Genomic DNA, 21419 nt, shown 5'->3' with positions numbered 1-21419 from the left:
CCGCGGCCTGTCGCCGCGGGCTGGTAGACACCGGGACATGGCAGCACGCGGCAGCAGCTCGAGCGGGGGACCGGTGACGCCGGTCCCGACCCCGAGCTGCTGCCCGGCCTGGTGCGCCAGGAGGTCCGCGTCTCCCAGGCCCGCGCCCGCGAGACCCGGGCCCGCAAGGCCGCCGCGGCGGCCACCGCCGAGGTCGACCCGGTGGCCCGCGTCCTCGTCGACGCCCCGCTGGCCCACCTCGACCGCGACTTCGACTACTCGGTGCCGGCGTCGATGTCCGAGGCCGCCCGTCCGGGCGTGCGGGTCAAGGTCCGCTTCGCTGGGCACGAGGCCGACGGTTACGTCCTGGAGCGGACGGCGAGCTCGGCCCACGGCGGGACGCTGACCCCGCTGCGCCGCGTCGTCGGGGCGGAGCCGGTGCTCTCACCGGTCGTGGCCGGGCTGGCCGCCGAGGTCGCCGAGCGGTACGCCGGCACCCGCGCCGACGTGCTCCGCCTCGCGGTCCCACCGCGCCACGCGGCGGCCGAGAAGCAGCCCACCGTCCCCGCGGCCGAGCCGGCCCGCTGGGACGCCCAGGCGGCCGCTGCGGCCTGGGCCGACCACGACACGGGGGAGGCGTTCCTGCGCCACCTGCGCGAGGGCGGCGCCCCCCGCGCCGCCTGGCACCCGGCCCCCGGCACCGACTGGCCGCGCTCGCTGGCCCACGCCGCCGCGGCCACCCTGGCCGGCGGCCGGGGGTCCCTGCTCTGCGTGCCCGACGGGCGCGACGTCGCGCGGGTCTCGGCCGCGCTGGAGGACGTGCTGGGCCCCGGCCACCACGTCGCGCTGACCGCCGAGGCCGGCCCGGCCGCGCGCTACCGTGACTTCCTGGCCGTCTCCCGCGGGGTGCGCCGGGTCGTGGTCGGCACCCGCGCCGCGGCCCTGGCGCCGGTGCACGACCTGGGGCTGGTGGCGGTGTGGGACGACGGCGACGACCTGCTGGCCGAGCCGCGCGCGCCCTACCCCCACGCCCGCGAGGTGCTGCTGCTGCGCGCCGCCCGGGAGGGGACCGCAGCGCTGGTCGGCGGGTTCGGCGCCACGGCCGAGGCGGCGTACCTGCTGCGCACCGGGTGGGCGCGGCCGCTGCGCGCCACCCGGGCGACCGTGCGCGACCGGGTGCGCGTCGAGGTGGCCGGCGCCACCGACCTCGCCCGGGAGCGCGACCCGCACGGGCGCGGCGCGCGGGTGCCCGCAGCCGCCCACGCCGTGCTCCGCGCCGGCCTGGAGCAGGGCCCCGTCCTGGTGCAGACGCCGCGCCGGGGGTACGCCGCCGCGCTGGCCTGCGACCGCTGCCGCACCCCGTGCCGCTGCCCGCGGTGCACCGGCCCGCTGGCGCTGGTGGGCCCGCTCGAGCCGCCGGTCTGCCGCTGGTGCGCGACCCCGGCGCAGGCGTGGACCTGCCCGGAGTGCGGCGGGCACGGCCTGCGGGCCCCGGTCGTCGGCGACGTCCGCACCGCCGAGGAGCTCGGCCGGGCCTTCCCGCGGGCCCGGGTGCGCACCTCGGCCGGTGACCGCGTCCTGGCCCACGTCGACGCGACCCCCCAGGTCGTGGTCGCCACGCCCGGCGCCGAACCGGTCGCCGAGGGCGGCTACGCCGCGGTGCTGCTCCTCGACGCGTGGCTGCTCCTGGACCGCGTCGACCTGCGCGCCGAGGAGGAGGCGCTGCGCCGCTGGAGCAACGCGGTGGCCCTGGCCCGCCCGGGTGCCCGCGCTGTCGTGGTCGCCGACCCCGCCCACCCGGCCGTGCAGGCGCTGGTGCGCTGGGACCAGCCCGGCCACGCCGAGCGGGAGGTGGACCAGCGCCGCGAGGCCCACCTGCCCCCGTCCTCCCGGCTGGCCAGCCTCACCGCCGAGCCCGGAGCGCTCGACGACGCGCTGACCCTGCTCGCCCCGCCGGGCTCGGCCGAGGTCCTCGGCCCGGCCCCGGTCGCCGACGGCCGGGAGCGCGTGGTCGTCCGGGTGCCGCGGGGCGAGGGGGTCGCCCTGTCCCGCGCGCTGGGGGAGCTCCAGCGGGTCCGGTCCGCCCGCAAGCTCGACCCCGTCCGCGTCCAGGTCGACCCCCCGACGCTCTGAGCCCGCCGACGGGCACACCGACGGGGATACCGACGGGGACACCGACGGGCACCGGCGTCCCGGGTCCGGCCTCCTAGGATGGGCGGGCGCGGCCGGTCCCCACGCCGCCCCGGCCCCCGGCCGGCCCCCGTACCCCCTTCAGGAGGACCCACCCCCGATGGCAGTCCAGCCCATCCGCCTGTTCGGTGACCCGGTGCTGCGGCGCGCCGCGACGCCGGTCACCGACTTCGACAAGGAGCTGCGCACCCTCGTCGCGGACCTGACGGAGACCATGCTCGAGGCGCCCGGGGCCGGCCTGGCGGCGCCGCAGATCGGGGTGGGCCTGCGGGTCTTCACCTGGCACGTCGACGGCGAGGTGGGCCACCTGGTCAACCCCGAGCTGGAGCTGTCCGAGGAGACCCAGGACGGCTCGGAGGGCTGCCTGTCCATCCCCGGCCTCGTCATCGACTGCCGGCGCGCGCTGTCGGTGGTGGCCACCGGGTTCGACATGCACGGCGAGCCGGTCCGGCTGGTCGGCTCCGACACGCTGGCCCGTGCGGTCCAGCACGAGACCGACCACCTCGACGGGGTGCTCTTCCTGGACCGGCTGGACCCGGCTGCGCGCAAGCTCGCCATGCGCGAGATCCGGGAGTCGGACTGGTTCGGAGCCGAGCAGCCCCGGGTCAAGGTCTCGCCCCACGCCACCCGCGGACTCGGGTTCTAGGGCCGTGCGCGTCGTCCTGGCCGGCACCCCCGAGGTCGCCCTGCCCACCCTCGAGGCCCTGGTGGCCTCCTCCCACGACGTCGTCGGCGTGGTGACCCGGCCCGACGCCCCGGCCGGCCGCGGCCGCCGCCTGGTGGCCAGCCCGCTGGGCCGCGCCGCCGAGGAGCTCGGGCTGCCCGTCCTGAAGCCGGCGCACCCCCGCGACCCCGGCTTCGCCGAGGAGCTCGCCGCCCTGGAGCCGGACTGCTGCCCGGTCGTGGCCTACGGCGCCCTGCTGCCGGAGTCGGTGCTGGGCATCCCGCGCCACGGGTGGGTCAACCTGCACTTCTCCTGCCTGCCCGCCTGGCGCGGCGCCGCCCCGGTGCAGCACGCGCTGCTCGCCGGCGACGAGGTCACCGGGGCGACCACCTTCCGGATCGTCAAGGCGCTCGACGCCGGACCCACGTTCGGGGTGATGACCGAGCGGGTCCGCCCCCGCGACACCGCCGGCGACCTGCTCGCCCGGCTCGCCGAGGGCGGGGCCGGACTGATGGTCGCCACCCTCGACGGGCTCGAGGACGGCAGCATCGACGCGCGCGAGCAGCCGGTCGAGGGCGTCACGGTGGCGCCGAAGATCGAGGTCGCGCACGCCGAGGTCGACTGGACCGACCCGGCGGTGGGCATCGACCGCCTGGTCCGTGCCTGCACCCCGGCTCCCGGAGCCTGGACCACCTGGGACGGCGAGCGCCTCAAGCTGGAGCCGGTGGAGCTCGAGCGCGACGTCGAGATCCAGGGCGCCGCCCTGCTGGGCGGGCCCCCGGCGCCCGGCGAGCTGGTCGTGGGGCGCCGCGACGTCCACGTCGGCACCGCCCGCGGCACGCTGCGCCTGGGCCGGGTCAAGCCGGTCGGCAAGGGGTGGATGGCCGCGGCCGACTGGGCCCGTGGCGCCCGACCCGGCCCCGGGGCCCGCCTCGGCGGGCCGATCGGCGAGGCACCCTCCGCCGCGGCCGGGGACGCGCGTGGCTGAGTCGCGACGCCCCGGCCGTCCGCGCCGACCCGGCGCCGGCGGTCCGGCGTCCGGCGCGGCGTCCGGCTCGGCGTCCGGGCAGGCGCGCCGTCCGTCGGCGCGCCCCGCGGCCGGCTCGTCGCGGGTCGACCCGGCGCGGCTGGCGGCCTACGAGGTGCTGAAGACCGTGCGCGTCGACGACGCCTACGCCAACCTCGTGCTCCCGGCCGTCCTCGCCCGGCTCGGGCTCGAGGGGCGCGACGCCGCCTTCGCCACCGAGCTGGCCTCGGGCACGCTGCGGCTGCGGGGGACGTACGACGCCGTGCTGGGCGCCTGCGTGCAGCGTCCGCTGCGCAAGGTCGAGGACAAGGTGCTCGACGCCCTGCGGCTCGGCACCCACCAGCTGCTCTCGATGCGGGTGCCGCCGCACGCCGCCATCAGCACCACCGTCGACCTGGTCCGCGACCGGGCCAGCTCCGGTGCGGCCAGCTTCGCCAACGCGGTGCTGCACGGCGTCACCGCCCACGACCTCGACGGCTGGGTGGCGACGCTGGCGCCGCCGGCCACGCCGCGGTCCAGCCGCTACGAGGAGATCGCCTTCAGCCACCCGCGCTGGATCGTCGAGGAGCTGCGCCGGGCGCTCGGCGACGAGGAGCTGCACGACCTGCTGCGCGCCGACAACGTCGCGCCGCGGGTCACCCTGGTGGCCCGGCCGGGCCTCGCCACGCGCGAGGAGCTGCCGGGGGAGCCGACGCCGTGGTCGCCGTACGGCGTGGTGCTGGCCGCGGGTGCGCCGTCGGGGGTGCCCGCGGTGGCCGAGGGGCGTGCCGGGGTGCAGGACGAGGGCTCCCAGCTGGTCGCGCACCTCCTGGCCACGGCGCCGGTGGAGGGCCGGGACCGCACCTGGGTCGACCTGTGCGCCGGCCCGGGTGGCAAGGCCGCGCTGCTCACCTCGCTCGCCGCGCAGCGCGACGCCCGCGTGGTCGCCGTCGAGCGGCAGGAGCACCGCGCCCGCCTGGTGGCGCGGTCGCTGGCCCCGACCCGCGCGGTCGGGGCGTCGTACGCCGTCCTGGCCGCCGACGGCACCCGGCCCCCGCTGCTGCCCGGCTCCGTCGACCGGGTCCTGGTCGACGCGCCGTGCACGGGGCTGGGGGCGCTGCGACGGCGCCCGGAGTCGCGGTGGCGGCGCCGGCCCGACGACGTGCTGCCGCTGGTGCTGCTGCAACGGCGCCTGCTCGGCTCGGCGCTCGACCTGCTCCGTCCGGGCGGGGTCGCGGTCTACGCGACCTGCTCGCCGGTGCTGACCGAGACCGACGAGGTCGTCGCGGCCGTCTCCCAGCGCCCCGACGTCGTCGTGGAGGACCTGCTGCCGCTGCTGCCCGCGGGCATGCCCGACGCGGCCGGCCGGCTGCCCGGCACCGCCCAGCTGTGGCCGCACCGGCACGGCACCGACGCGATGTTCCTGGCCCTGCTGCGGAAGGTCTGAACGATGGCGTCGACGTCCCCGTCGGTCGAGATCGAGGTCGACGACCGTGTCGTGCGGGTCTCCAACCCCGACCGGGTCTACTTCCCCGAGAGCGGGGCGACCAAGCGGGACCTCGTCGACTACTACCTCGCGGTCGGGCCCGGCATCGTCAACGCGCTGTGGGAGCGGCCGTGCATGCTGCACCGCTTCCCGACCGGGCTGGCCGGGGAGAAGATCCACCAGAAGCGGCTGCCCCGGGGAGCGCCGGAGTGGGTCGAGACCGTGCGGCTGCACTTCCCGCGGTGGGACCGCACCGCCGACGAGCTGTGCGTGACCGAGCTGGCCAGCGTGATCTGGGCGGTGCAGATGTCCACCGTCGAGTTCCACCCCTGGAACAGCCGTCGCGAGGACCCCGAGCATCCCGACGAGTGGCGCATCGACCTCGACCCCGGCCCCGAGTCCGACTTCGCCCAGGTCCAGCGGGTCGCCGGCGTGGTGCACGAGGTGCTCGACGAGCTGGGCGCGGTGGGTTTCCCCAAGACCAGCGGCGGCTCCGGGCTGCACGTCTACGTCCGGGTGCGCCCCGACCACGACCACCAGGGCGTACGCCGCGCGGCGCTGGCCTTCGCCCGCGAGGTCGAGCGCCGCACCCCCGGCGACGTCACCACCACCTGGTGGCGCAAGGACCGCGACCCGGCCAAGCTGTTCGTCGACTACAACCAGAACGCCCGGGACCACACGATCGCCGCGGCCTACTCCGTGCGGGGCTTCCCCGACGCCCGGGTCTCGACCCCGGTCCGGTGGGACGAGGTCGACGACTGCGACCCGCACGACTTCACCATCTTCACCGTCCCGGCCCGCTTCGCCGAGCTCGGCGACCTGCACGAGCGGATCGACGACGAGGTCTTCGACCTCACGCCGCTGCTGGAGTGGGCCGACCGCGACGACCGCGCCGGCGCCGAGTCCCCGGTCGACCCCGACGCCTGACCGGCGGGCCCGGGGCCCGTACGCCGGCACCCACCACCGCCCCGGCGCGGCCGCCCGGGCCCTAGGGTTCGACCCGTGGGCATCCAGATCACACCGAGCATCCTCAACGCCGACTTCGCCGCCCTCGGCGCGGAGGTCGGGCGCATCCCCGGCGCCGACTGGGTGCACGTCGACGTGATGGACAACCACTTCGTGCCGAACCTGACCTTCGGGCCGGCGATGGTCGAGGCGCTGGCCCGGGTCAGCCCGGTCCCGCTCGACGCGCACCTGATGATCGACGACCCGGACCGGCACGCGCCGGCCTACGTCGAGGCCGGCTGCGGGTCGGTCACCTTCCACGTCGAGGCCGCCGCGGCGCCCGTACGCCTGGCTCGCGAGATCCGCTCCGCCGGGGGGCGGGCCAGCATGGCCCTGCGCCCGGCCACCCCGGTCGAGCCGTACGAGGACCTGCTGCCCGAGCTCGACATGCTGCTGCTGATGACCGTCGAGCCGGGCTTCGGCGGCCAGTCGTTCCTCGACCTGGTCCTGCCGAAGATCCGCCGGGCCCGCGCGCTGATGGAGCGGCACGGCGTCGAGACCTGGCTCCAGGTCGACGGCGGGGTGTCGTTGGAGACCATCGAGCGGTGCGCCGAGGCCGGGGCCGACGTGTTCGTCGCCGGTTCGGCGGTCTTCGGCGCCGACGACCCGGACGCGATGGTGGCGTCCCTGCGCAGCGCCGCCGAGACCGCGGCCGGGACCGCGGCCCCGTAGGCCTGACCCGCACGCACGACAGCGGCCGCACCCCGGTGGGGTACGACCGCTGCGTGGTGGCCGCGCGTCCGGCTCCTGAGGTGAGTCGGGCGGCCCTGCGCCGGGGCGTCAGTTGGTGCGCGAGCGCGACCGGCTGCGGCGGTTGCGACGGCGGCGGTTGCGGCGCCGACGGCGACCGTCCCGGCTGCGCGAGTTCGTGTTGTCGCCGCGGGCGGCGACGGCGGGGGTGAGGGCGGTGAAGATGCCGGACCTGGCCATGGTGGTGCTCCTTGTCGATCGGGGATCCTCTTCCGGGGCTGTGAGAAGGACTCTGCGCCGCGGTGGTGAGGTGTCGGTGAGACGGCGATGAGAGAGCGCTCATCCGAGCAGCGGCGGTGTGGTCGGACTCACCCGGCACCCGGCGGGGCCTGTGGCAGACTGGCGGGAGACGAGTTCAACGACTCGCGTGCTCTGGGATCGGTGCAAGTCCGAGCCGGCGGTGACAGTCCGCGACCCGACCACGTCCAGTGGCCGGTTGACCAGGTGGAACTCCTGGACCGACGGTGAGAGTCCGGATGGGAAGCGCACGCAGTCGTCCGGACGAGCGCTGCCGCCCCGACGAGCGCCGACCCCGGACGGCTCCGCCCGCCTCCTGCCCTCCCCGGGCCGCGACCGGCACCGGGCGGAGGACGCAGTGGACAGCACCGCAGGCAGCACCAGCGCGGCCGAGCAGGCCGCCATGCGCCGTGCCCTCGCGCTCGCGGCCACCCCCGGCGTGCCGATGGTCGCCGACACCCGTCGGGTGGGCTGCGTGCTGCTGGACGCCGAGGGCCGAACGGTCGCCGAGGGCCACCACCGCGGGCCCGGCACCCCGCACGCCGAGGCCGCGGCCCTCGCCCGTGCCGGCGAGGCCGCCCGCGGCGCGACGGCCGTGGTGACCCTCGAGCCCTGCCACCACACCGGGCGGACGGGCCCCTGCACCGAGGCGCTGGTCGCGGCGGGGGTGCGCCGGGTCGTGTTCGCCGAGACCGACGCCAACCCCGTCGCCGCCGGGGGCCGGGCCCGTCTCGAGGCCGCCGGGATCGAGGTCGAGGCCGGCCTGCTGGTCGACGAGGCGGCCGCGCTGGCCGCGGTCTACCGCCGCGCCCAGCAGCAGCAGCGCCCGTACGTCACCTGGAAGCTCGCCGCCACCCTCGACGGCCGCAGCGCCGCCGCGGACGGCACGTCGCGGTGGATCTCCGGCCGGGCCTCGCGGCGCGACGCCCACCGGCTGCGCGCGGCCTGCGACACGATGCTCGTCGGCACCGGCACCGTGCTGGAGGACGACCCCCGGCTCACGGTGCGCGACGAGCAGGACCGTCCGGCCCCGGTCCAGCCGCTGCGCGCCGTGATGGGCCTGCGCGACCTGCCCGTCGGCGCCCGGGTCCTCGACGACGAGGCCGACACCGTCCACCTGCGCACCCGCGACCCCCGCTCGGCGCTGGCCGAGCTGTGGGTCAGGGACCGCCAGCGGGTGCTCCTCGAGGGCGGGCCCACGCTGGCCGCGGCGTTCCTCGCCGACGGGCTGGTGGACGAGATCGTCTGCTACGTCGCCCCCGTCCTGCTGGGCGCCGGTCGCGCCGCGGTCGGCGACCTCGGAATCCCCACCATCAGCCGCGCGTTGCGACCCCGGGTCACCGACGTGACCGTGCTGCCGGGGCTGGACGGCGAGCAGCCCGACGTACGACTCACGCTCGACCCGAGGGAGACCTGATGTTCACCGGCATCATCGAGGAGCTCGGCACCATCGCCGACCTCACCGACCAGGGGGACGCCGTACGCCTGCGCGTCTCCGGCCCGCTCGTCCTGGAGGGCACGGCGCCCGGGGACTCGATCTCGGTCAACGGGTGCTGCCTGACCGTGGTCGAGCACGACGGGCAGGAGTGGTCGGCCGACGTCATGCACCAGACGCTGCGGATGACGAGCCTGGCCGGGGTGACGCCCGGTGACCGGGTCAACCTCGAGCGCGCGGTCACCGCCGAGAAGCGCCTGGGCGGCCACGTGGTGCAGGGCCACGTCGACGGCGTCGGCGAGGTCCTCGCCCGCACGCCCAGCGAGCACTGGGAGCTGGTCGAGGTCTCGCTGCCGCCGCACCTGGCGCGCTACCTCGTCGACCAGGGCTCGATCAGCGTCGACGGCGTCAGTCTCACCGTCGTCGAGGCCGGCGAGGAGTCCTTCACCGTCAGCCTCATCCCCGAGACCCTCGCCCGCACCACCCTGGGCTCCCGCGCCGTGGGGGACCGGGTCAACCTCGAGGTCGACGTCATCGCCAAGCACGTCGAGAAGCTCGTGCGCGTCTACGCGCAGGACCAGGAGAAGTCATGACCGAGCAGCACGCCCCCGACGCCCCGGCAGGGTCCCCGGGCCCGCACGGCGGGGTCCGTCTCGACAGCGTCGAGCGCGCCGTGGCCGACATCGCCGCCGGCCGCGCGGTCGTGGTGGTCGACGACGAGGACCGCGAGAACGAGGGCGACCTGATCTTCGCGGCCAGCAAGGCCACCCCCGAGCTGATGGGCTTCACCGTCCGCCACTCCAGCGGCGTCATCTGCGCCCCGATGCCGGCCGCCATGCTCGACCGGCTCGAGATCCCGCTGATGACCCCGCACAACCGCGACAAGCTGCGCACGGCGTACACGATCTCGGTCGACGCCCGCGACGGCGTCAGCACCGGCATCTCCGCGCACGACCGGGCCCACACCGTGCGCGTCCTGGCCGACTCCGCGACCGAGCCGTGGGAGCTGACCCGGCCCGGGCACGTCTTCCCGCTGCGCTACCGCGAGGGCGGGGTGCTGGTGCGCCGCGGGCACACCGAGGCCGCCGTCGACCTCGCCCGCCTGGCCGGGCTGACCCCCGCCGGCGTCCTGGTCGAGATCGTCAACGACGACGGCACCATGAAGCGCGGGCCGGAGCTGCGCGCGTTCGCCGACGAGCACGGTCTGGCGATGATCAGCATCGACGCGCTGGTGCGCCACCGCCGCCGCCACGAGAGCCTGATCGAGCGCGTCGCCGAGACCAGCCTGCCGACCCGGCACGGCGACTTCACGGCGTACGGCTACCGCGTCACCGTCGACGGCTCCGAGCACATCGCGCTCGTCCACGGCGACCTGACCGGCCCCGAGCCCGTGCTGACCCGGGTGCACTCGGAGTGCCTGACCGGCGACGTGCTCGGCTCCGAGCGCTGCGACTGCGGCCCCCAGCTCGACGAGGCGCTCGAGCGGGTCGTGGCCGAGGGCCGCGGCGTCGTGGTCTACCTGCGCGGTCACGAGGGCCGGGGGATCGGCCTGGTCGCCAAGCTGCAGGCCTACCAGCTTCAGGACGGGGGCCGCGACACCATCGACGCCAACCTCGACCTCGGCCTGCCCGCCGACGCCCGTCACTACGGCACCGCCACGCAGGTCCTCAAGGACCTCAAGGTCGAGCGGGTCCGGCTGATGACCAACAACCCCGACAAGGTCAGCAACCTGGAGGACTTCGGGATCGAGGTCGCCGAGGTCGTCCCGCTGACCACCCGCCCGAACGACCACAACCTCGCCTACCTGCTGACCAAGCGGGACCGGATGGGCCACGCGCTGCCCGACCTCCCCGCCGTCGACCAGGGCGGCGGCACGCTGACCGAAGGAGACCCCACATGAGCGGCCACGGAGCCCCCACCACCCAGCAGGTCGACCCGGAGGCCGCCCGCGGCCTCCGCCTCGCCGTCGTCGCCGCCTCCTGGCACGAGCAGGTGATGGACGGCCTGCTCGCCGGCGCCGCCCGCGCCACCGCCGACGCCGGTCTCGAGGCCACCGTCGTGCGCGTGCCCGGCACGGTCGAGCTGGCCGTGGTCGCCGGTGCGCTGGCCGGTCGCGGGTACGACGCCGTGGTCGCCCTCGGCGTCGTCGTGCGCGGCGGCACCCCGCACTTCGACTACGTCTGCCAGGCAGCCACCGAGGGCCTGACCCGGGTCTCCCTCGACCACGGCGTCCCGGTCGGCTTCGGCGTGCTGACCTGCGACACCGACGCGCAGGCCCTCGACCGGGCCGGGCTCGAGGGCTCCAGCGAGGACAAGGGGTACGAGGCCACCGCGGCCGCGCTGACCACCGCGATCGTGCTGCGCGGGCTCGACCGGGCCTGAGCCGTCGCGCGGCGGCGTCAGGGGCGGGGCTCGTCGGCCAGCAGGGCGTAGACGAGCCCGTCCACCCAGCCGAGCTCGCGGTGCAGGGAGTCGGCGACGTGCTCGCCCTCGCGCCGCATGCCGACCCGCTCCATCAGCCGCCACGACGCGACGTTGGCGGCGAAGCAGGACGCGGTGACCCGGCGTACGCCGAGACCGTCGAACGCCACGTCGAGCAGCGCCCGTACGGCCTCCGTCGCCAGGCCCCTGCCGCCGTGGTCGGGGTCGAGCACCCACCCGAGCTCGGCCTCGGTCGACGCGGCGGCGGCGGACGCCTCGGCCTGCCCCCAGCCGTCCTGGACGCGCAGCATCAGGTCCCCGACCACCACGCCCTCGTGCTCGACGACGAGGGTGGCGCCGGTCCGGTCGGGGTCCAGGAACCGGGCCGCGAGGTCCTCGGTGGTGCCGGCCGTGGCCCCCAGCCACCACGCCACGTCCTCGCGGCTGCGGTAGCGGTGCAGCGCGGGGACGTCGGCCGGCTCCAGCGGGCGCAGCCGGAGCCGCGCGGTGGCCCGCGGCCAGGCGAGGGCGGTCAGGTCGGGGCCGTCCGGGTCGGTCACCGCACGATCATCGCCCAGGTCCCGGGTGGTGGGGGGCACGCCGTAGTCTGGACCGCCGTGAAGACCTTCGAGGGCCTGTGGGCCGAGCTCAGCGAGAAGGCCCGGACCCGACCGGCCGGCTCCGGCACCGTGGCCGAGCTGGACGCGGGTGTCCACACGATCGGCAAGAAGCTGGTCGAGGAGGCCGCGGAGTCGTGGATGGCCGCCGAGCACGAGGGCCCCGAGCGCACCGCCGAGGAGGTCAGCCAGCTGCTCTACCACGCGCAGGTGCTGCTGCTGGCCAGCGGACTGACCCTCGACGACGTCTACGCCCACCTCTGACCCACCGCTGACCCACCTCTGACGCCAGGACGGACCCGCACCCCCATGTCGACCACCACCGAGGGCGTCCCGCTGCGGATCGCCGTGCCCAACAAGGGCTCGCTGTCGCTGTCGGCGACCGAGATCCTGCGCGAGTGCGGCTACCGCCAGCGCGACGACTCCAAGCAGCTGACCCTGACCGACATCGAGAACGGCGTCGAGTTCTTCTACCTGCGACCGCGCGACATCGCGCTCTACGTCGGCGAGGGCACGCTCGACATCGGGATCACCGGCCGCGACCTGCTGCTGGACTCGGGCGCCAAGGCCGAGGAGCTGCTCGCGCTGGGCTTCGGCCGCAGCCGCTTCCGCTTCGCAGGCCCGATCGGCCGCTTCACCGCGGTGGAGCAGCTCCAGGGGGCCCGGATCGCGACCTCGTACACCGGGGTCGTCGGCGCCTTCCTCGCCGAGCGCGGCATCGAGGCGACCGTGACCCGGCTCGACGGCGCGGTCGAGTCGAGCATCGCGCTGGGCGTGGCCGACGTCGTGGCCGACGTGGTCGAGACCGGCAGCACGCTGCGCCAGGCCGGGCTGGAGACCTTCGGCGAGCCGATCCTGGAGTCCGAGGCGGTGCTGGTGACCCGCCCCGGTCACCGCGCCGACGGTTCCGAGATCTTCCGGCGCCGGCTGCAGGGCGTGCTGATGGCCCGCAGCTACGTGATGATGGACTACGACATCGAGGACGCCCACGTCGACGCGGCGGTCGCGCTGACGCCCGGCATCGAGAGCCCGACGGTCCTGCCGCTGCACAAGGAGGGCTGGGTCGCCGTCCGGGCGATGGTCCCGCGCGCCGGTGCCCAGCGCCTGATGGACGAGCTGTGGGGCCTCGGCGCCCGCGGCATCCTGACCACCGACATCCACGCCTGCCGGCTCTGATGGCCACCCCTGCGATCCCGACGCTGCCGCGGACCTACCGCCCGCTCGGTCCGCGGATCGCCGGCCTGGTGGCGATGGCGGCGCTGCTCGCGATCGGCGCCGGGGCGTGGTTCTCCTTCGACGACCCGACGCGCGCCTCCTTCACCCTCTTCCAGCGCGGGACGGTGATCGCGCTGACGCTGCTGGCGCTGGCCACGATCTTCTCGTTGACGCGCAGCCGGGTGCAGGCCGACCAGGAGGGCCTGACGGTCGTCAACGGCTACCGCCGGCACCGGCTGGTGTGGGAGCAGGTCGTCGGGATCCACCTCGCGCCGGGCGCGCCGTGGGCGGTGCTGGACCTCTCCGACGGCGGCACCGTCTCGCTGCTGGCGATCCAGGGCAGCGACGGGGCGCGCTCGCGCCGGGCCGTCCGCGAGCTGCGCGCGGTCATCGACCGCTGAGCGCGGGCCGGGCCACGGCTGGGGCCCGGGGCTGGGGGTCGGGGCCTCAGGAGATGCCGCGACGCTTCAGCAGCGCCTCGATGTCGGCGAGGTCGTCGTCCTCCGCGGCGGCCGGCTCGGCCTTCCGGCCGGCCCGGACCTGGGGGCGCTCCCGGCCTGCCGGTGCGGCCGCGGCACCGGTCGGGGCGGTCGCGCCGAGCGGGACGCCCCGGCGCCGGGCCCCGACGCCGCGGGCGGCGAGCGCGCGCGAGCCGGCGATGAGCAGCGCGCCGATCCCGGCGAGCACGATCCCGGTCCACACGGTGGGGGACAGCACCATCGAGGTGGCCCACCCGGCGACCGCGTCGGCCACCTCGGTCAGCATCCGCAGCGTCCGCGTCAGGTAGGCCGCCGGCACGAGCACGGTCACGCCGGCGGCGAGCATCGCGGCAGGCAGCCCGCGGCGCCGGTAGGCCACCCAGGTGGCGACAGCCCCGACGAGCGTCAGGGTCACGGTCAGTGCCAGCCACGTCGCGTTGTCCATGTCTCCAGCGTGGCACAGCGGCGGGCGCACGGGCGGTGCTGCGAGCCGCGCGCAGGAACGGCCGCCCGGGCGCGGGGCTCCCCAGCCCCGCGCCCGGACGACCCGGTGGGCGGCACAGCCCGGACCCACCGGCCTTTCGCCTGCTGCGCGGCACCATGCGGGCACCCTGGCTGCGTCGTCGCACCTCGACGGGCCTCCGGCCCGCCTTCGGCACTCCGCCTTGCCAGCCCACCCGCCTGGTGCCGCTCGCGACGACGACGGCCGGCGGCTCCGGGCTCAGCCGACGGCGGCCAGCCCCGCGGGCTCGCGGTCGAGGACGCCACGGCGGCGCAGCCGTGGCATCACCCCCTCCGCGAACCAGTACGCCTCCTCCACGTGCGGGTAGCCGGAGAGGATGAACTCGTCGATCCCGAGCGCGTGGTAGTCGGCCAGCCGCTCGGCGACCTCGTCGTGGCTGCCGACCAGGGCGGTGCCGGCCCCGCCGCGGACCAGGCCGACCCCGGCCCACAGGCCCGGCTCCACCTCGAGGTCACGGGCGTCGCCGGGCGCGTCGTGGCGGCCGGCGCGCAGCGCCGACATCCGCTGCTGGCCGGTGGACTCGCTCTGCGCGAGGGCGGCCTGCGCCTTCTCCACCGCTGCCGGGTCGAGTCCGTCGAGCCAGCCCTGGGCGTGGGCCCAGGCCGCCTCGTGGGTGTCCCGCGACAGCGTGTGGATCCGCAGCCCGAACCGCAGGGTGCGGCCCTCGCGCGCCGCGAGCTCGCGCATCCAGGCGATCTTGGCGGCCACCTGCTCCCGGGGCTCGCCCCAGGTCAGGTAGACGTCGGCGCTCCGGGCCGCGACCGCGCCGGCCGGCTCCGAGGACCCGCCGAAGTAGACCGGCGGCACCGGGTCGATCCCCCCGCTGACCATCGCTCCCCGCACCGAGAAGTGCGCGCCGTCGTAGTCGAACGGCGCCTGCTCCCAGCTGCCGCGCACGACGTCGAGGAACTCCCCGGTCCGGGCGTACCGCTCGTCCTTCGAGGCGAAGTCACCGAAGCGCGCCTGCTCCCGCGGCTCGCCGCCGGTGACGACGTTGAGCATCAGCCGGCCGCCGGAGATGCGCTGGTACGCCGCCGCCATCTGCGCGGCCAGCACCGGGTTGACCACCCCGGGTCGGAAGGCGACCAGGAACTTCAGGCGGGTCGTCTCCCGCAGCAGCGCGGCGGTGGTCAGCCAGGCGTCCTCGCAGAACGTGCCGGTGGGCGTGAGGACGCCGGTGAACCCGAGGTCCTCGGCGGTGCGGGCGACCTGCGCGAGGTAGTCGATCGACGGCGCTCGGAACCCGCCCTGCGGGTCCAGGGTCTCGGCGAGGCCGGTGCGGACGTCACCGGGGACGCCCTGCCCGGCGCCGACCAGGGAGCGGCTGTCGCCGGAGGTCGGCAGGAACCAGTGGAAGGCCGCCATCAGCGGGCCCCCTCGGCTGCGGCCAGGCTCGTGTCGTCGTAGCGGTCGGAGAAGTACGGGGCGACGTCGACCTGCTCGGGGATCAGCCCGGCGGCGTCGAAGGTGTCGGCCATCTCCTGCTCGGAGGCGATCAGGGCGTCGTCGATGGGGACCACCTCGACGTCGCGGTTCTTCACCGCGGCCAGCGTGATCTCGGGCGCCAGCCCGGTCTCGGCGGACCAGGCGTCGGCCCACTCCTGCTCGTGGGTCTGGGCCCACACCTGGGCCTCGGCGATCCGGGCGACGTAGTCCTCCAGCGCGGCCGCGGTGGCCTCGTCCTCGATGGCCTCGGTGGAGGCGGCCTGGAAGTTGTAGCCGTTGGCCAGCGTCCCGCCGTCGGCGATCACCCGGGCGCCGGCGTCCTGCTCGGCCTGGGAGGTGTACGGCTCCCAGATCGCCCAGGCGTCGACGTACCCGCCCTCGAAGGCGCCCAGGGCGTCGGGGGGCTGGAGGTTCTTGATCTCCACGTCGTCGTAGTCGATGCCGGCCGCCTCGAGCTGCGCCACGAGGTGGTAGTTGGCCGAGCTGCCCTCGGCCACCGCGATGGTGGCGCCGTCGAGGTCGGCGACCTCGTCGACGTCGGAGTCCTCCGGGACCACGATCGCGTCGCCGCGGCCGCCGTAGGTGGCGGCCTGGACGACCTCGAAGTCGCGGCCGGCCGCGGCGGCGAACAGCGGCGGGGTGTTGCCGACCCCACCGACGTGCACCGACCCGGCGCCGAGCGCCTCGAGCAGCGGCGGGCCGGAGGTGAACTCCTTGAACTCGACGTCGTACTCCGCGTCGTCGAGCAGGCCGGCCGCGGTCAGCAGGGCCTTCGAGCCGCCCCGCTGGTCGCCCACGATCAGGGTCACCTGGGACAGGTCGACCGAGCCGTCCTCGTTGACGGCGTCCTCGTTGCCGGTGGCGCTGGCCGAGCAGCCGGCGACGAGGCCCGAGAGCAGGGCGGCGGCGAGGCCGCCGGCCAGCATGGTCGGTCGCCGGCCGGCCGTACGGGCGGGGGACGGACGGGCGGGGGACGGGCGGGTGCTCATGCTGCTCCTCGGGTGTGGTCGTCGGCGTCCTCGGACGCCGGCTCGGTGGTGCGGTGGGGGTTGGGCGGGGTGGGCCGGATGCCCAGGGTCTGCAGCACCTCGGCGCGCAGGGGGGCGATCTCGGGGTGCTCGGGCGTGCGCTCGGAGCGGGGCAGGTCGACCGACCAGGTGTCGGCGACGCGGCCGCCGTCGAGCACGACGACGCGGTCGGCGAGCGCGAGCGCCTCGTCCACGTCGTGGGTCACGATCAGGACCGCCATCGCGTGCCGGCGCCAGAGCTGGATGACCAGCTGGTGCATCTCGATGCGGGTCAGGGCGTCGAGCGCGCTGAAGGGCTCGTCGAGCAGCAGCAGGTCGGGGTTGCTGACCAGGGCCCGGGCCAGCGACGCACGCTGGGCCTGGCCCCCGGAGAGCTGCCGGGGCCACATCTGCGCCTTCTCCTCCAGGCCGACCTCGCGCAGGGTCGCGGCGGCCAGCTCGTGCCGGTGGGCCCGCTGCTCACCGTTGAGCAGGGCCAGGGCGACGTTCTCGTGGACGCTGCGCCACGGCAGCAGCCGCGGCTCCTGGAAGGCGACGGCCGAGCGGCCGGTGACCTCGACCTCGCCGGCCGGGACCGGGTCGAGGTGGGCCAGGCTGCGCAGCAGCGTCGACTTGCCGCACCCGCTGCGGCCCAGCAGGGCCACGAACTCGCCCGGGGCGACGTCGAGGTCGACCGAGCGCAGGACCTGCAGGGTGCCGAAGGAGCGGTGGTGACCGCGGACGCGGGCCACGGGCGGGCCGGGCCGGGGTCCTGGGCCGGGGTGGGCGGCGTCGTCGGCGCCCACCCCGGTGGTCGTGGTGGGGGCGGGGGGCGTACGGGTGAACGGGTTCAGGCGCGCCATGTCAGGGCCTTCCTCTCGAGCAGGCGGACGATCGCGTCGGTGAGCAGGCCCAGGAGGCTGTAGACGGCCAGGCCGACGACGATCACGTCGGTCTGGGAGAACTCCCGGGCGCGGTTGATCAGGTAGCCGAGCCCGTCGCCGGCGCTGACGGTCTCGGCGACGATCAGCGAGAGCCAGGCGATGCCCAGGCTCTGCCGCAGCCCGACCAGCACCTGGGGGAGCGCGCTGGGCAGCACGACGTGGCGCAGCCGCTGGGACCAGCTCAGTCCCATCGACCGCGCGGCCTCGTGCATCTTGGCCTCGACGCTGCGGATGCCGGCCACGGTGTTGAGGTAGAGCGGGAAGCAGACCCCCATCGCGATCAGCGCCAGCTTGGGCGCCTCGCCGATGCCCATCCAGAGGATGAAGAGCGGGATCAGGCCGAAGTGGGGCAGCGTGCGCAGCATCTGCATCGGCGGGTCCACGGCGTCGTCGCCGATCCGGCTGAGCCCGGCCACCACGGCCAGCACCAGCGCCACGGACGCGCCGATCAGGAAGCCGAGGCCGACCCGTCGCAGGGAGACGAGCGTGGCGGACTGCAGCTCGCCGGTGCGGGCCAGCTCGACGGCGCCGGCGAAGATCGTGGTGGGGGCGGCCAGGGTGTCCTCGGGGAGCACGCCGGTCATGCTCAGGACCTGCCAGGTGGCGATGATCGCCAGCGGCGAGACCCAGCGGCGCAGGGACGAGAGTCGGGGACCGCGGCGGGTGTCGCGGTCCCGGCGGTCGGTCGTCGGGGTCGCGACGACGGTCTGGGAGGTGGACATGGGCGCCAGTTCTACGGGGCAGGCGGATCAAATACAAGTAAGACACTCGACATTGGGTAGATAAGTGGTCCGGATCACCGGTCGCCGGGGTCGGCGTCGGCGCGGCGCACGCCCCGGGGAGACTGCTCCGGTGACCTCCCGCGAGCTCCCCGACCCCGGTTTCGCCGACGACGACGGCGCGCCCGACCCCGTCCTGCGGGCGGCGATGCTCGCCCGGGCGGAGGGGCGCGGCACGACCGGCGACGTGCTGGGCCCCCTGGCCGGCGCCCGGCTGCTGGTCCCCGTGGTCGCGGTCCTCGGCGAGGTCGAGCTCGACGAGCGGGGGCTGGCCCACGACAAGTCCAGCGACATGGCGGCGGTCCTGGTCGCCGGCGCCGACGGGCGTACGGCCCTGCTCGCCTTCACCGGCGCCGACGCGATGGCCGCCTGGGACCCGCAGGCGCGTCCGGTGCCGGTCGCCGCCGCGACCGCGGCGACGGCCGCCCTGCAGGAGGGTGCCGCGGCGCTCGCGGTCGACCTCGCCGGCCCCGCGTCGTACGTCCTGACCGGCCAGGACCTCGAGGCGGTCGCCGCCGGCTGGCGCCTGGTGCGGGTCGACGGCAGACTGGCGTGGGTCGGCGCCTCCCCGGACGGCGCGGAGGATTCGCCGGTGCCGGAATGATCCGCTAAGGTCTTGCGTTGACCGATCGATGTGGGAAGCAGCGCGAGCTGCCGACCACGACGATCTACAAGCGGGGTCACGGCAACACCGACTCCCACCCGCACCGACCGCACGCGGCCACCACCGCCCAGGTCGTCGGGTCCGGTCCACCGGCTCGGTCGAGCCGGGACGCACCAGCGTCCCTCCCGACCGGTCGCGGCACCTCCGGGTGTCGGTGTGGTCACTGGCTTCCGCTTGGTCCGAGCGGGAGCCATTTCTCGTCTCCGGGCCGTACGCCCTCCGCGTGCGCCGGTGACGGGGGAGAGCCTCCGTGCCCCTGACCCACTGGAGGACTCATCAGCACCGAGCTGCGCATCAACGACCGGATCCGGGTACCCGAGGTCCGCCTCGTCGGACCCAACGGCGAGACCGTCGGCATCGTGCCGACCGACCAGGCCCTGCGTCTGGCCCAGGAGGCCGACCTCGACCTGGTCGAGGTCGCGCCGACCGCCCGCCCGCCGGTCTGCAAGCTCATGGACTACGGGAAGTTCAAGTACGAGAACGCCCAGAAGGCCCGTGAGGCACGACGGAACCAGACCAACGTCGTGATCAAGGAGATGAAGCTCCGCCCCAAGATCGACGGTCACGACTACGAGACCAAGAAGGGCCACGTGGTCCGCTTCCTGGCCGCCGGCGACAAGGTCAAGATCACGATCATGTTCCGCGGCCGTGAGCAGCACCGCCCCGAGCTGGGCTTCCGGCTCCTGCAGCGCCTGTCCGAGGACGTCGCCGAGCTCGGCTTCGTGGAGTCCTCGCCGAAGCAGGACGGCCGCAACATGGTCATGGTCCTGGGCCCGCACCGCAAGAAGGCCGAGGCCAAGAACCAGCTGCGGGTCGAGAAGGAGAAGGAGATGGCCGACCGGGCCGCCGAGGAGGCCGAGGACAAGGCCGAGCGGACCGCCGCGAACGCCGGGCGGAGCACGGTCGCCAAGGAGCGCGGGCGCTCGGAGAACCTCGACCCCGAGATCGAGGCCTGAGGACCGCCGGTCCTCGACCACACACTGCACACACAGCCACCGGCCGGGGGCGTTTCCCGGCCAGACAGGCGCGCACCACCACGCCTGCTACCCCTGGAGGAGAAAGCACCATGCCGAAGAACAAGACCCACTCGGGCGCCAGCAAGCGGTTCCGGGTCACCGGCTCGGGCAAGATCCGCCGCGAGAAGGCCGGCAAGCGCCACAACCTGGAGAAGAAGTCCTCCAAGGTGACGCGACGCCTGTCCGGCACGACCGAGGTCGCGGCGAACGACGTCCCCCGCGCCAAGAAGCTGCTGGGTCTCTGACCCTCGCCCCCACCGGCCGGGTCCGTCCCCGACCCGGCCACCGTAGAACTTAAGGAGCACCCTCATGGCACGCGTCAAGCGGTCAGTCAACGCCCAGAAGAAGCGCCGTACCACCCTCGACCGGGCCAGCGGCTACCGCGGCCAGCGGTCGCGCCTCTACCGCAAGGCCAAGGAGCAGGTCACCCACTCCCTGGTCTACAGCTACAACGACCGCCGCAAGAACAAGGGCAACTTCCGTCGTCTGTGGATCCAGCGGATCAACGCCGCCGCCCGCGCGGAGGGGATGACCTACAACCGCTTCATCCAGGGCCTCGGCCTGGCCGGTGTCGAGGTCGACCGCAAGATCCTCGCCGAGCTGGCCGTCAACGAGCCGGCCGCCTTCAGCGCCCTCGTCGCCACCGCCCGCGAGGCGCTGCCCGACGACGTGAACGCGCCGCGCGCCGAGGCCTCGGCCTGAGCACCACCCCCCTGGCCGCCGGCAACGCGCGGGTCAAGGACGCACGTCGGCTCAGCCGCCGCTCGGTACGCACCGAGCGGCGGCTGTTCCTCGCCGAGGGCCCCCAGGCCGTCGAGGCCGCGCTCGCGGTCGACGGCCGCGTGGTCGAGGTCTTCGCCACGCCCGAGGCCGTACGCCGCTTCGACGCCCTCCTCGGCGGCGCCGTCGGCACGACCGTGACGCTGGTCGACGACCGGGCGCTGGCCTCGCTGACCGAGGCCGTGTCCCCGGCCGGCCTGGTGGCCGTCTGCCGGCTGCTCGACCGCCCGCTGGAGCACGTCGTGCCCGGCTCGCGCCTGGTCGCGCTCTGCGCGGAGGTCCGCGACCCCGGCAACGCCGGCACCATCGTGCGCACCACCGACGCCGCTGGCGGCGACGCCGTCGTGCTGGCCGGCGACGCCGTCGACCTGCACAACCCCAAGACCCTGCGCGCCAGCGCGGGCTCGGCCTTCCACGTGCCCGTGGCGCTCGAGCCCGACCCGGTGCGCGCCGTGGAGGCCGCACGCGCCGCGGGCCTGACGGTGCTGGCCGCCGACGGCGCCGGTGAGCTGGACCTCGCCGAGCTCGAGGACGCCGCCCGTGACGCGGCCCGCGACGGCGGCCGCGACGGGTCCGGCGGGGCGCTGCTGGCCCGGCCGACGGCCTGGCTGCTCGGCAACGAGGCCCACGGCCTCGACGACGCCCTGGCCGCGCTGGCCGACCACCGGGTCCGGATTCCCATCCACGGCCGGGCCGAGAGCCTCAACCTCGCCTCCGCCGCGACCCTGTGCCTCTACGCCTCGGCGACGGCCCAGCGGCGGTAGGGGCCGGCCGGG

Annotated in this window: 25 protein-coding genes and 1 riboswitch; of the genes, 18 read left to right on the top strand and 7 right to left on the bottom strand. The window is 75.7% G+C overall.

Annotated features, from left to right (window positions below; genetic code table 11):
• Positions 1 to 111: 111 nt before the first annotated feature.
• The 6 genes from ENKNEFLB_RS13585 to rpe all read left to right on the top strand — a co-directional run bounded on the left by ENKNEFLB_RS13585 (position 112) and on the right by rpe (position 7002).
• Complete coding sequence (locus tag ENKNEFLB_RS13585) at positions 112 to 2112, top strand: primosomal protein N' family DNA-binding protein (RefSeq protein ID WP_246535545.1); 2001 nt, start codon at positions 112 to 114, stop codon at positions 2110 to 2112.
• 157 nt (positions 2113 to 2269) lie between these two features.
• A complete protein-coding gene (def, locus tag ENKNEFLB_RS13580) occupies positions 2270 to 2815 on the top strand; it encodes a peptide deformylase (RefSeq protein ID WP_214055901.1) in 546 nt (181 codons plus the stop codon).
• 4 nt (positions 2816 to 2819) lie between these two features.
• Positions 2820 to 3821 carry a methionyl-tRNA formyltransferase gene (gene fmt / locus ENKNEFLB_RS13575; protein WP_214055900.1) on the top strand — a complete coding sequence of 334 codons (1002 nt, stop codon included), beginning with the start codon at positions 2820 to 2822 and terminating at the stop codon, positions 3819 to 3821.
• Positions 3814 to 5286 carry an RsmB/NOP family class I SAM-dependent RNA methyltransferase gene (locus ENKNEFLB_RS13570; RefSeq protein WP_214055899.1) on the top strand — a complete coding sequence of 491 codons (1473 nt, stop codon included), beginning with the start codon at positions 3814 to 3816 and terminating at the stop codon, positions 5284 to 5286. Before fmt ends, ENKNEFLB_RS13570 begins: the two co-directional genes overlap by 8 nt.
• 3 nt (positions 5287 to 5289) lie before the next feature.
• Entirely contained in the window at positions 5290 to 6252 is a 963-nt protein-coding gene (ligD, locus tag ENKNEFLB_RS13565; RefSeq protein WP_214055898.1) for a non-homologous end-joining DNA ligase, read from the top strand.
• 75 nt (positions 6253 to 6327) lie between these two features.
• The gene (gene rpe, locus ENKNEFLB_RS13560; protein ID WP_214055897.1) at positions 6328 to 7002 is read left to right on the top strand and encodes a ribulose-phosphate 3-epimerase; all 675 of its coding nucleotides are present in this window, start codon (positions 6328 to 6330) and stop codon (positions 7000 to 7002) included.
• Between the two features lie 108 nt (positions 7003 to 7110).
• Here rpe and ENKNEFLB_RS13555 read toward each other — a convergent pair whose 3' ends face one another.
• Entirely contained in the window at positions 7111 to 7260 is a 150-nt protein-coding gene (locus ENKNEFLB_RS13555; RefSeq protein WP_214055896.1) for a hypothetical protein, read from the bottom strand.
• A gap of 183 nt (positions 7261 to 7443) precedes the next feature.
• A riboswitch (FMN riboswitch) is annotated at positions 7444 to 7573 on the top strand.
• A 147-nt stretch (positions 7574 to 7720) separates the two neighbouring features.
• Between ENKNEFLB_RS13555 and ribD the strand changes: the two genes are divergently transcribed.
• The 4 genes from ribD to ribH are packed head-to-tail and all read left to right on the top strand — an operon-like array spanning position 7721 to position 11134.
• Positions 7721 to 8734: a bifunctional diaminohydroxyphosphoribosylaminopyrimidine deaminase/5-amino-6-(5-phosphoribosylamino)uracil reductase RibD gene (gene ribD, locus ENKNEFLB_RS13550; RefSeq protein WP_214059484.1), complete on the top strand. Its 1014-nt coding sequence runs from the start codon at positions 7721 to 7723 to the stop codon at positions 8732 to 8734.
• On the top strand, positions 8734 to 9345 hold the full coding sequence (locus ENKNEFLB_RS13545) for a riboflavin synthase (RefSeq protein WP_214055895.1): 612 nt from the start codon (positions 8734 to 8736) through the stop codon (positions 9343 to 9345). The genes ribD and ENKNEFLB_RS13545 overlap by 1 nt, the downstream gene beginning before the upstream one ends.
• Entirely contained in the window at positions 9342 to 10652 is a 1311-nt protein-coding gene (locus ENKNEFLB_RS13540; protein WP_214055894.1) for a bifunctional 3,4-dihydroxy-2-butanone-4-phosphate synthase/GTP cyclohydrolase II, read from the top strand. The genes ENKNEFLB_RS13545 and ENKNEFLB_RS13540 overlap by 4 nt, the downstream gene beginning before the upstream one ends.
• Positions 10649 to 11134 carry a 6,7-dimethyl-8-ribityllumazine synthase gene (ribH, locus tag ENKNEFLB_RS13535; RefSeq protein ID WP_214055893.1) on the top strand — a complete coding sequence of 162 codons (486 nt, stop codon included), beginning with the start codon at positions 10649 to 10651 and terminating at the stop codon, positions 11132 to 11134. Before ENKNEFLB_RS13540 ends, ribH begins: the two co-directional genes overlap by 4 nt.
• A gap of 17 nt (positions 11135 to 11151) precedes the next feature.
• Here ribH and ENKNEFLB_RS13530 read toward each other — a convergent pair whose 3' ends face one another.
• Positions 11152 to 11733 (bottom strand): GNAT family N-acetyltransferase, encoded by a 582-nt coding sequence (locus tag ENKNEFLB_RS13530; RefSeq protein ID WP_214055892.1) that lies wholly within the window; start codon positions 11731 to 11733, stop codon positions 11152 to 11154.
• 57 nt (positions 11734 to 11790) lie between these two features.
• Between ENKNEFLB_RS13530 and ENKNEFLB_RS13525 the strand changes: the two genes are divergently transcribed.
• From ENKNEFLB_RS13525 to ENKNEFLB_RS13515, 3 genes are read left to right on the top strand one after another with little or no spacing between them, the layout of a single operon-like run.
• Entirely contained in the window at positions 11791 to 12054 is a 264-nt protein-coding gene (locus tag ENKNEFLB_RS13525; protein ID WP_214055891.1) for a phosphoribosyl-ATP diphosphatase, read from the top strand.
• A 45-nt stretch (positions 12055 to 12099) separates the two neighbouring features.
• Positions 12100 to 12966, top strand: coding sequence for an ATP phosphoribosyltransferase (gene hisG, locus ENKNEFLB_RS13520; RefSeq protein WP_214055890.1), 867 nt, complete (start codon positions 12100 to 12102; stop codon positions 12964 to 12966).
• On the top strand, positions 12966 to 13406 hold the full coding sequence (locus ENKNEFLB_RS13515; protein WP_214055889.1) for a PH domain-containing protein: 441 nt from the start codon (positions 12966 to 12968) through the stop codon (positions 13404 to 13406). Before hisG ends, ENKNEFLB_RS13515 begins: the two co-directional genes overlap by 1 nt.
• A gap of 46 nt (positions 13407 to 13452) precedes the next feature.
• Here the strand turns inward: ENKNEFLB_RS13515 and ENKNEFLB_RS13510 are convergent, their stop codons facing one another.
• From ENKNEFLB_RS13510 to ENKNEFLB_RS13490, 5 genes are all read right to left on the bottom strand, one after another.
• Entirely contained in the window at positions 13453 to 13929 is a 477-nt protein-coding gene (locus ENKNEFLB_RS13510; RefSeq protein WP_214055888.1) for a hypothetical protein, read from the bottom strand.
• Positions 13930 to 14205: 276 nt separating this feature from the next.
• On the bottom strand, positions 14206 to 15372 hold the full coding sequence (locus tag ENKNEFLB_RS13505; RefSeq protein WP_214055887.1) for an LLM class flavin-dependent oxidoreductase: 1167 nt from the start codon (positions 15370 to 15372) through the stop codon (positions 14206 to 14208).
• On the bottom strand, positions 15372 to 16442 hold the full coding sequence (locus ENKNEFLB_RS13500; protein ID WP_214055886.1) for an ABC transporter substrate-binding protein: 1071 nt from the start codon (positions 16440 to 16442) through the stop codon (positions 15372 to 15374). The genes ENKNEFLB_RS13505 and ENKNEFLB_RS13500 overlap by 1 nt, the downstream gene beginning before the upstream one ends.
• Positions 16439 to 17323 (bottom strand): ABC transporter ATP-binding protein, encoded by an 885-nt coding sequence (locus ENKNEFLB_RS13495; RefSeq protein ID WP_214055885.1) that lies wholly within the window; start codon positions 17321 to 17323, stop codon positions 16439 to 16441. The genes ENKNEFLB_RS13500 and ENKNEFLB_RS13495 overlap by 4 nt, the downstream gene beginning before the upstream one ends.
• On the bottom strand, positions 17311 to 18126 hold the full coding sequence (locus ENKNEFLB_RS13490) for an ABC transporter permease (RefSeq protein WP_214055884.1): 816 nt from the start codon (positions 18124 to 18126) through the stop codon (positions 17311 to 17313). Before ENKNEFLB_RS13490 ends, ENKNEFLB_RS13495 begins: the two co-directional genes overlap by 13 nt.
• 130 nt (positions 18127 to 18256) lie before the next feature.
• Here ENKNEFLB_RS13490 and ENKNEFLB_RS13485 point away from each other — a divergent pair, with 130 nt between their 5' ends.
• From ENKNEFLB_RS13485 to ENKNEFLB_RS13465, 5 genes are all read left to right on the top strand, one after another.
• Positions 18257 to 18787 (top strand): SseB family protein, encoded by a 531-nt coding sequence (locus ENKNEFLB_RS13485; protein ID WP_246535543.1) that lies wholly within the window; start codon positions 18257 to 18259, stop codon positions 18785 to 18787.
• A gap of 335 nt (positions 18788 to 19122) precedes the next feature.
• Positions 19123 to 19803, top strand: a complete 681-nt coding sequence (gene infC / locus ENKNEFLB_RS13480; RefSeq protein ID WP_160011200.1) for a translation initiation factor IF-3 — start codon at positions 19123 to 19125, stop codon at positions 19801 to 19803.
• A gap of 110 nt (positions 19804 to 19913) precedes the next feature.
• Positions 19914 to 20108, top strand: a complete 195-nt coding sequence (gene rpmI, locus ENKNEFLB_RS13475) for a 50S ribosomal protein L35 (RefSeq protein ID WP_160007975.1) — start codon at positions 19914 to 19916, stop codon at positions 20106 to 20108.
• A 64-nt stretch (positions 20109 to 20172) separates the two neighbouring features.
• Positions 20173 to 20565 (top strand): 50S ribosomal protein L20, encoded by a 393-nt coding sequence (gene rplT, locus ENKNEFLB_RS13470; RefSeq protein ID WP_160007973.1) that lies wholly within the window; start codon positions 20173 to 20175, stop codon positions 20563 to 20565.
• Positions 20562 to 21407 (top strand): TrmH family RNA methyltransferase, encoded by an 846-nt coding sequence (locus ENKNEFLB_RS13465; protein WP_214059482.1) that lies wholly within the window; start codon positions 20562 to 20564, stop codon positions 21405 to 21407. The genes rplT and ENKNEFLB_RS13465 overlap by 4 nt, the downstream gene beginning before the upstream one ends.
• Positions 21408 to 21419: the final 12 nt, after the last annotated feature.

It is taken from the genome of Nocardioides aquaticus (genome assembly GCF_018459925.1).
Classification (GTDB): Bacteria; Actinomycetota; Actinomycetes; order Propionibacteriales; family Nocardioidaceae; genus Nocardioides; species Nocardioides aquaticus.
This window is presented reverse-complemented; position numbering and strand designations above follow the sequence as displayed.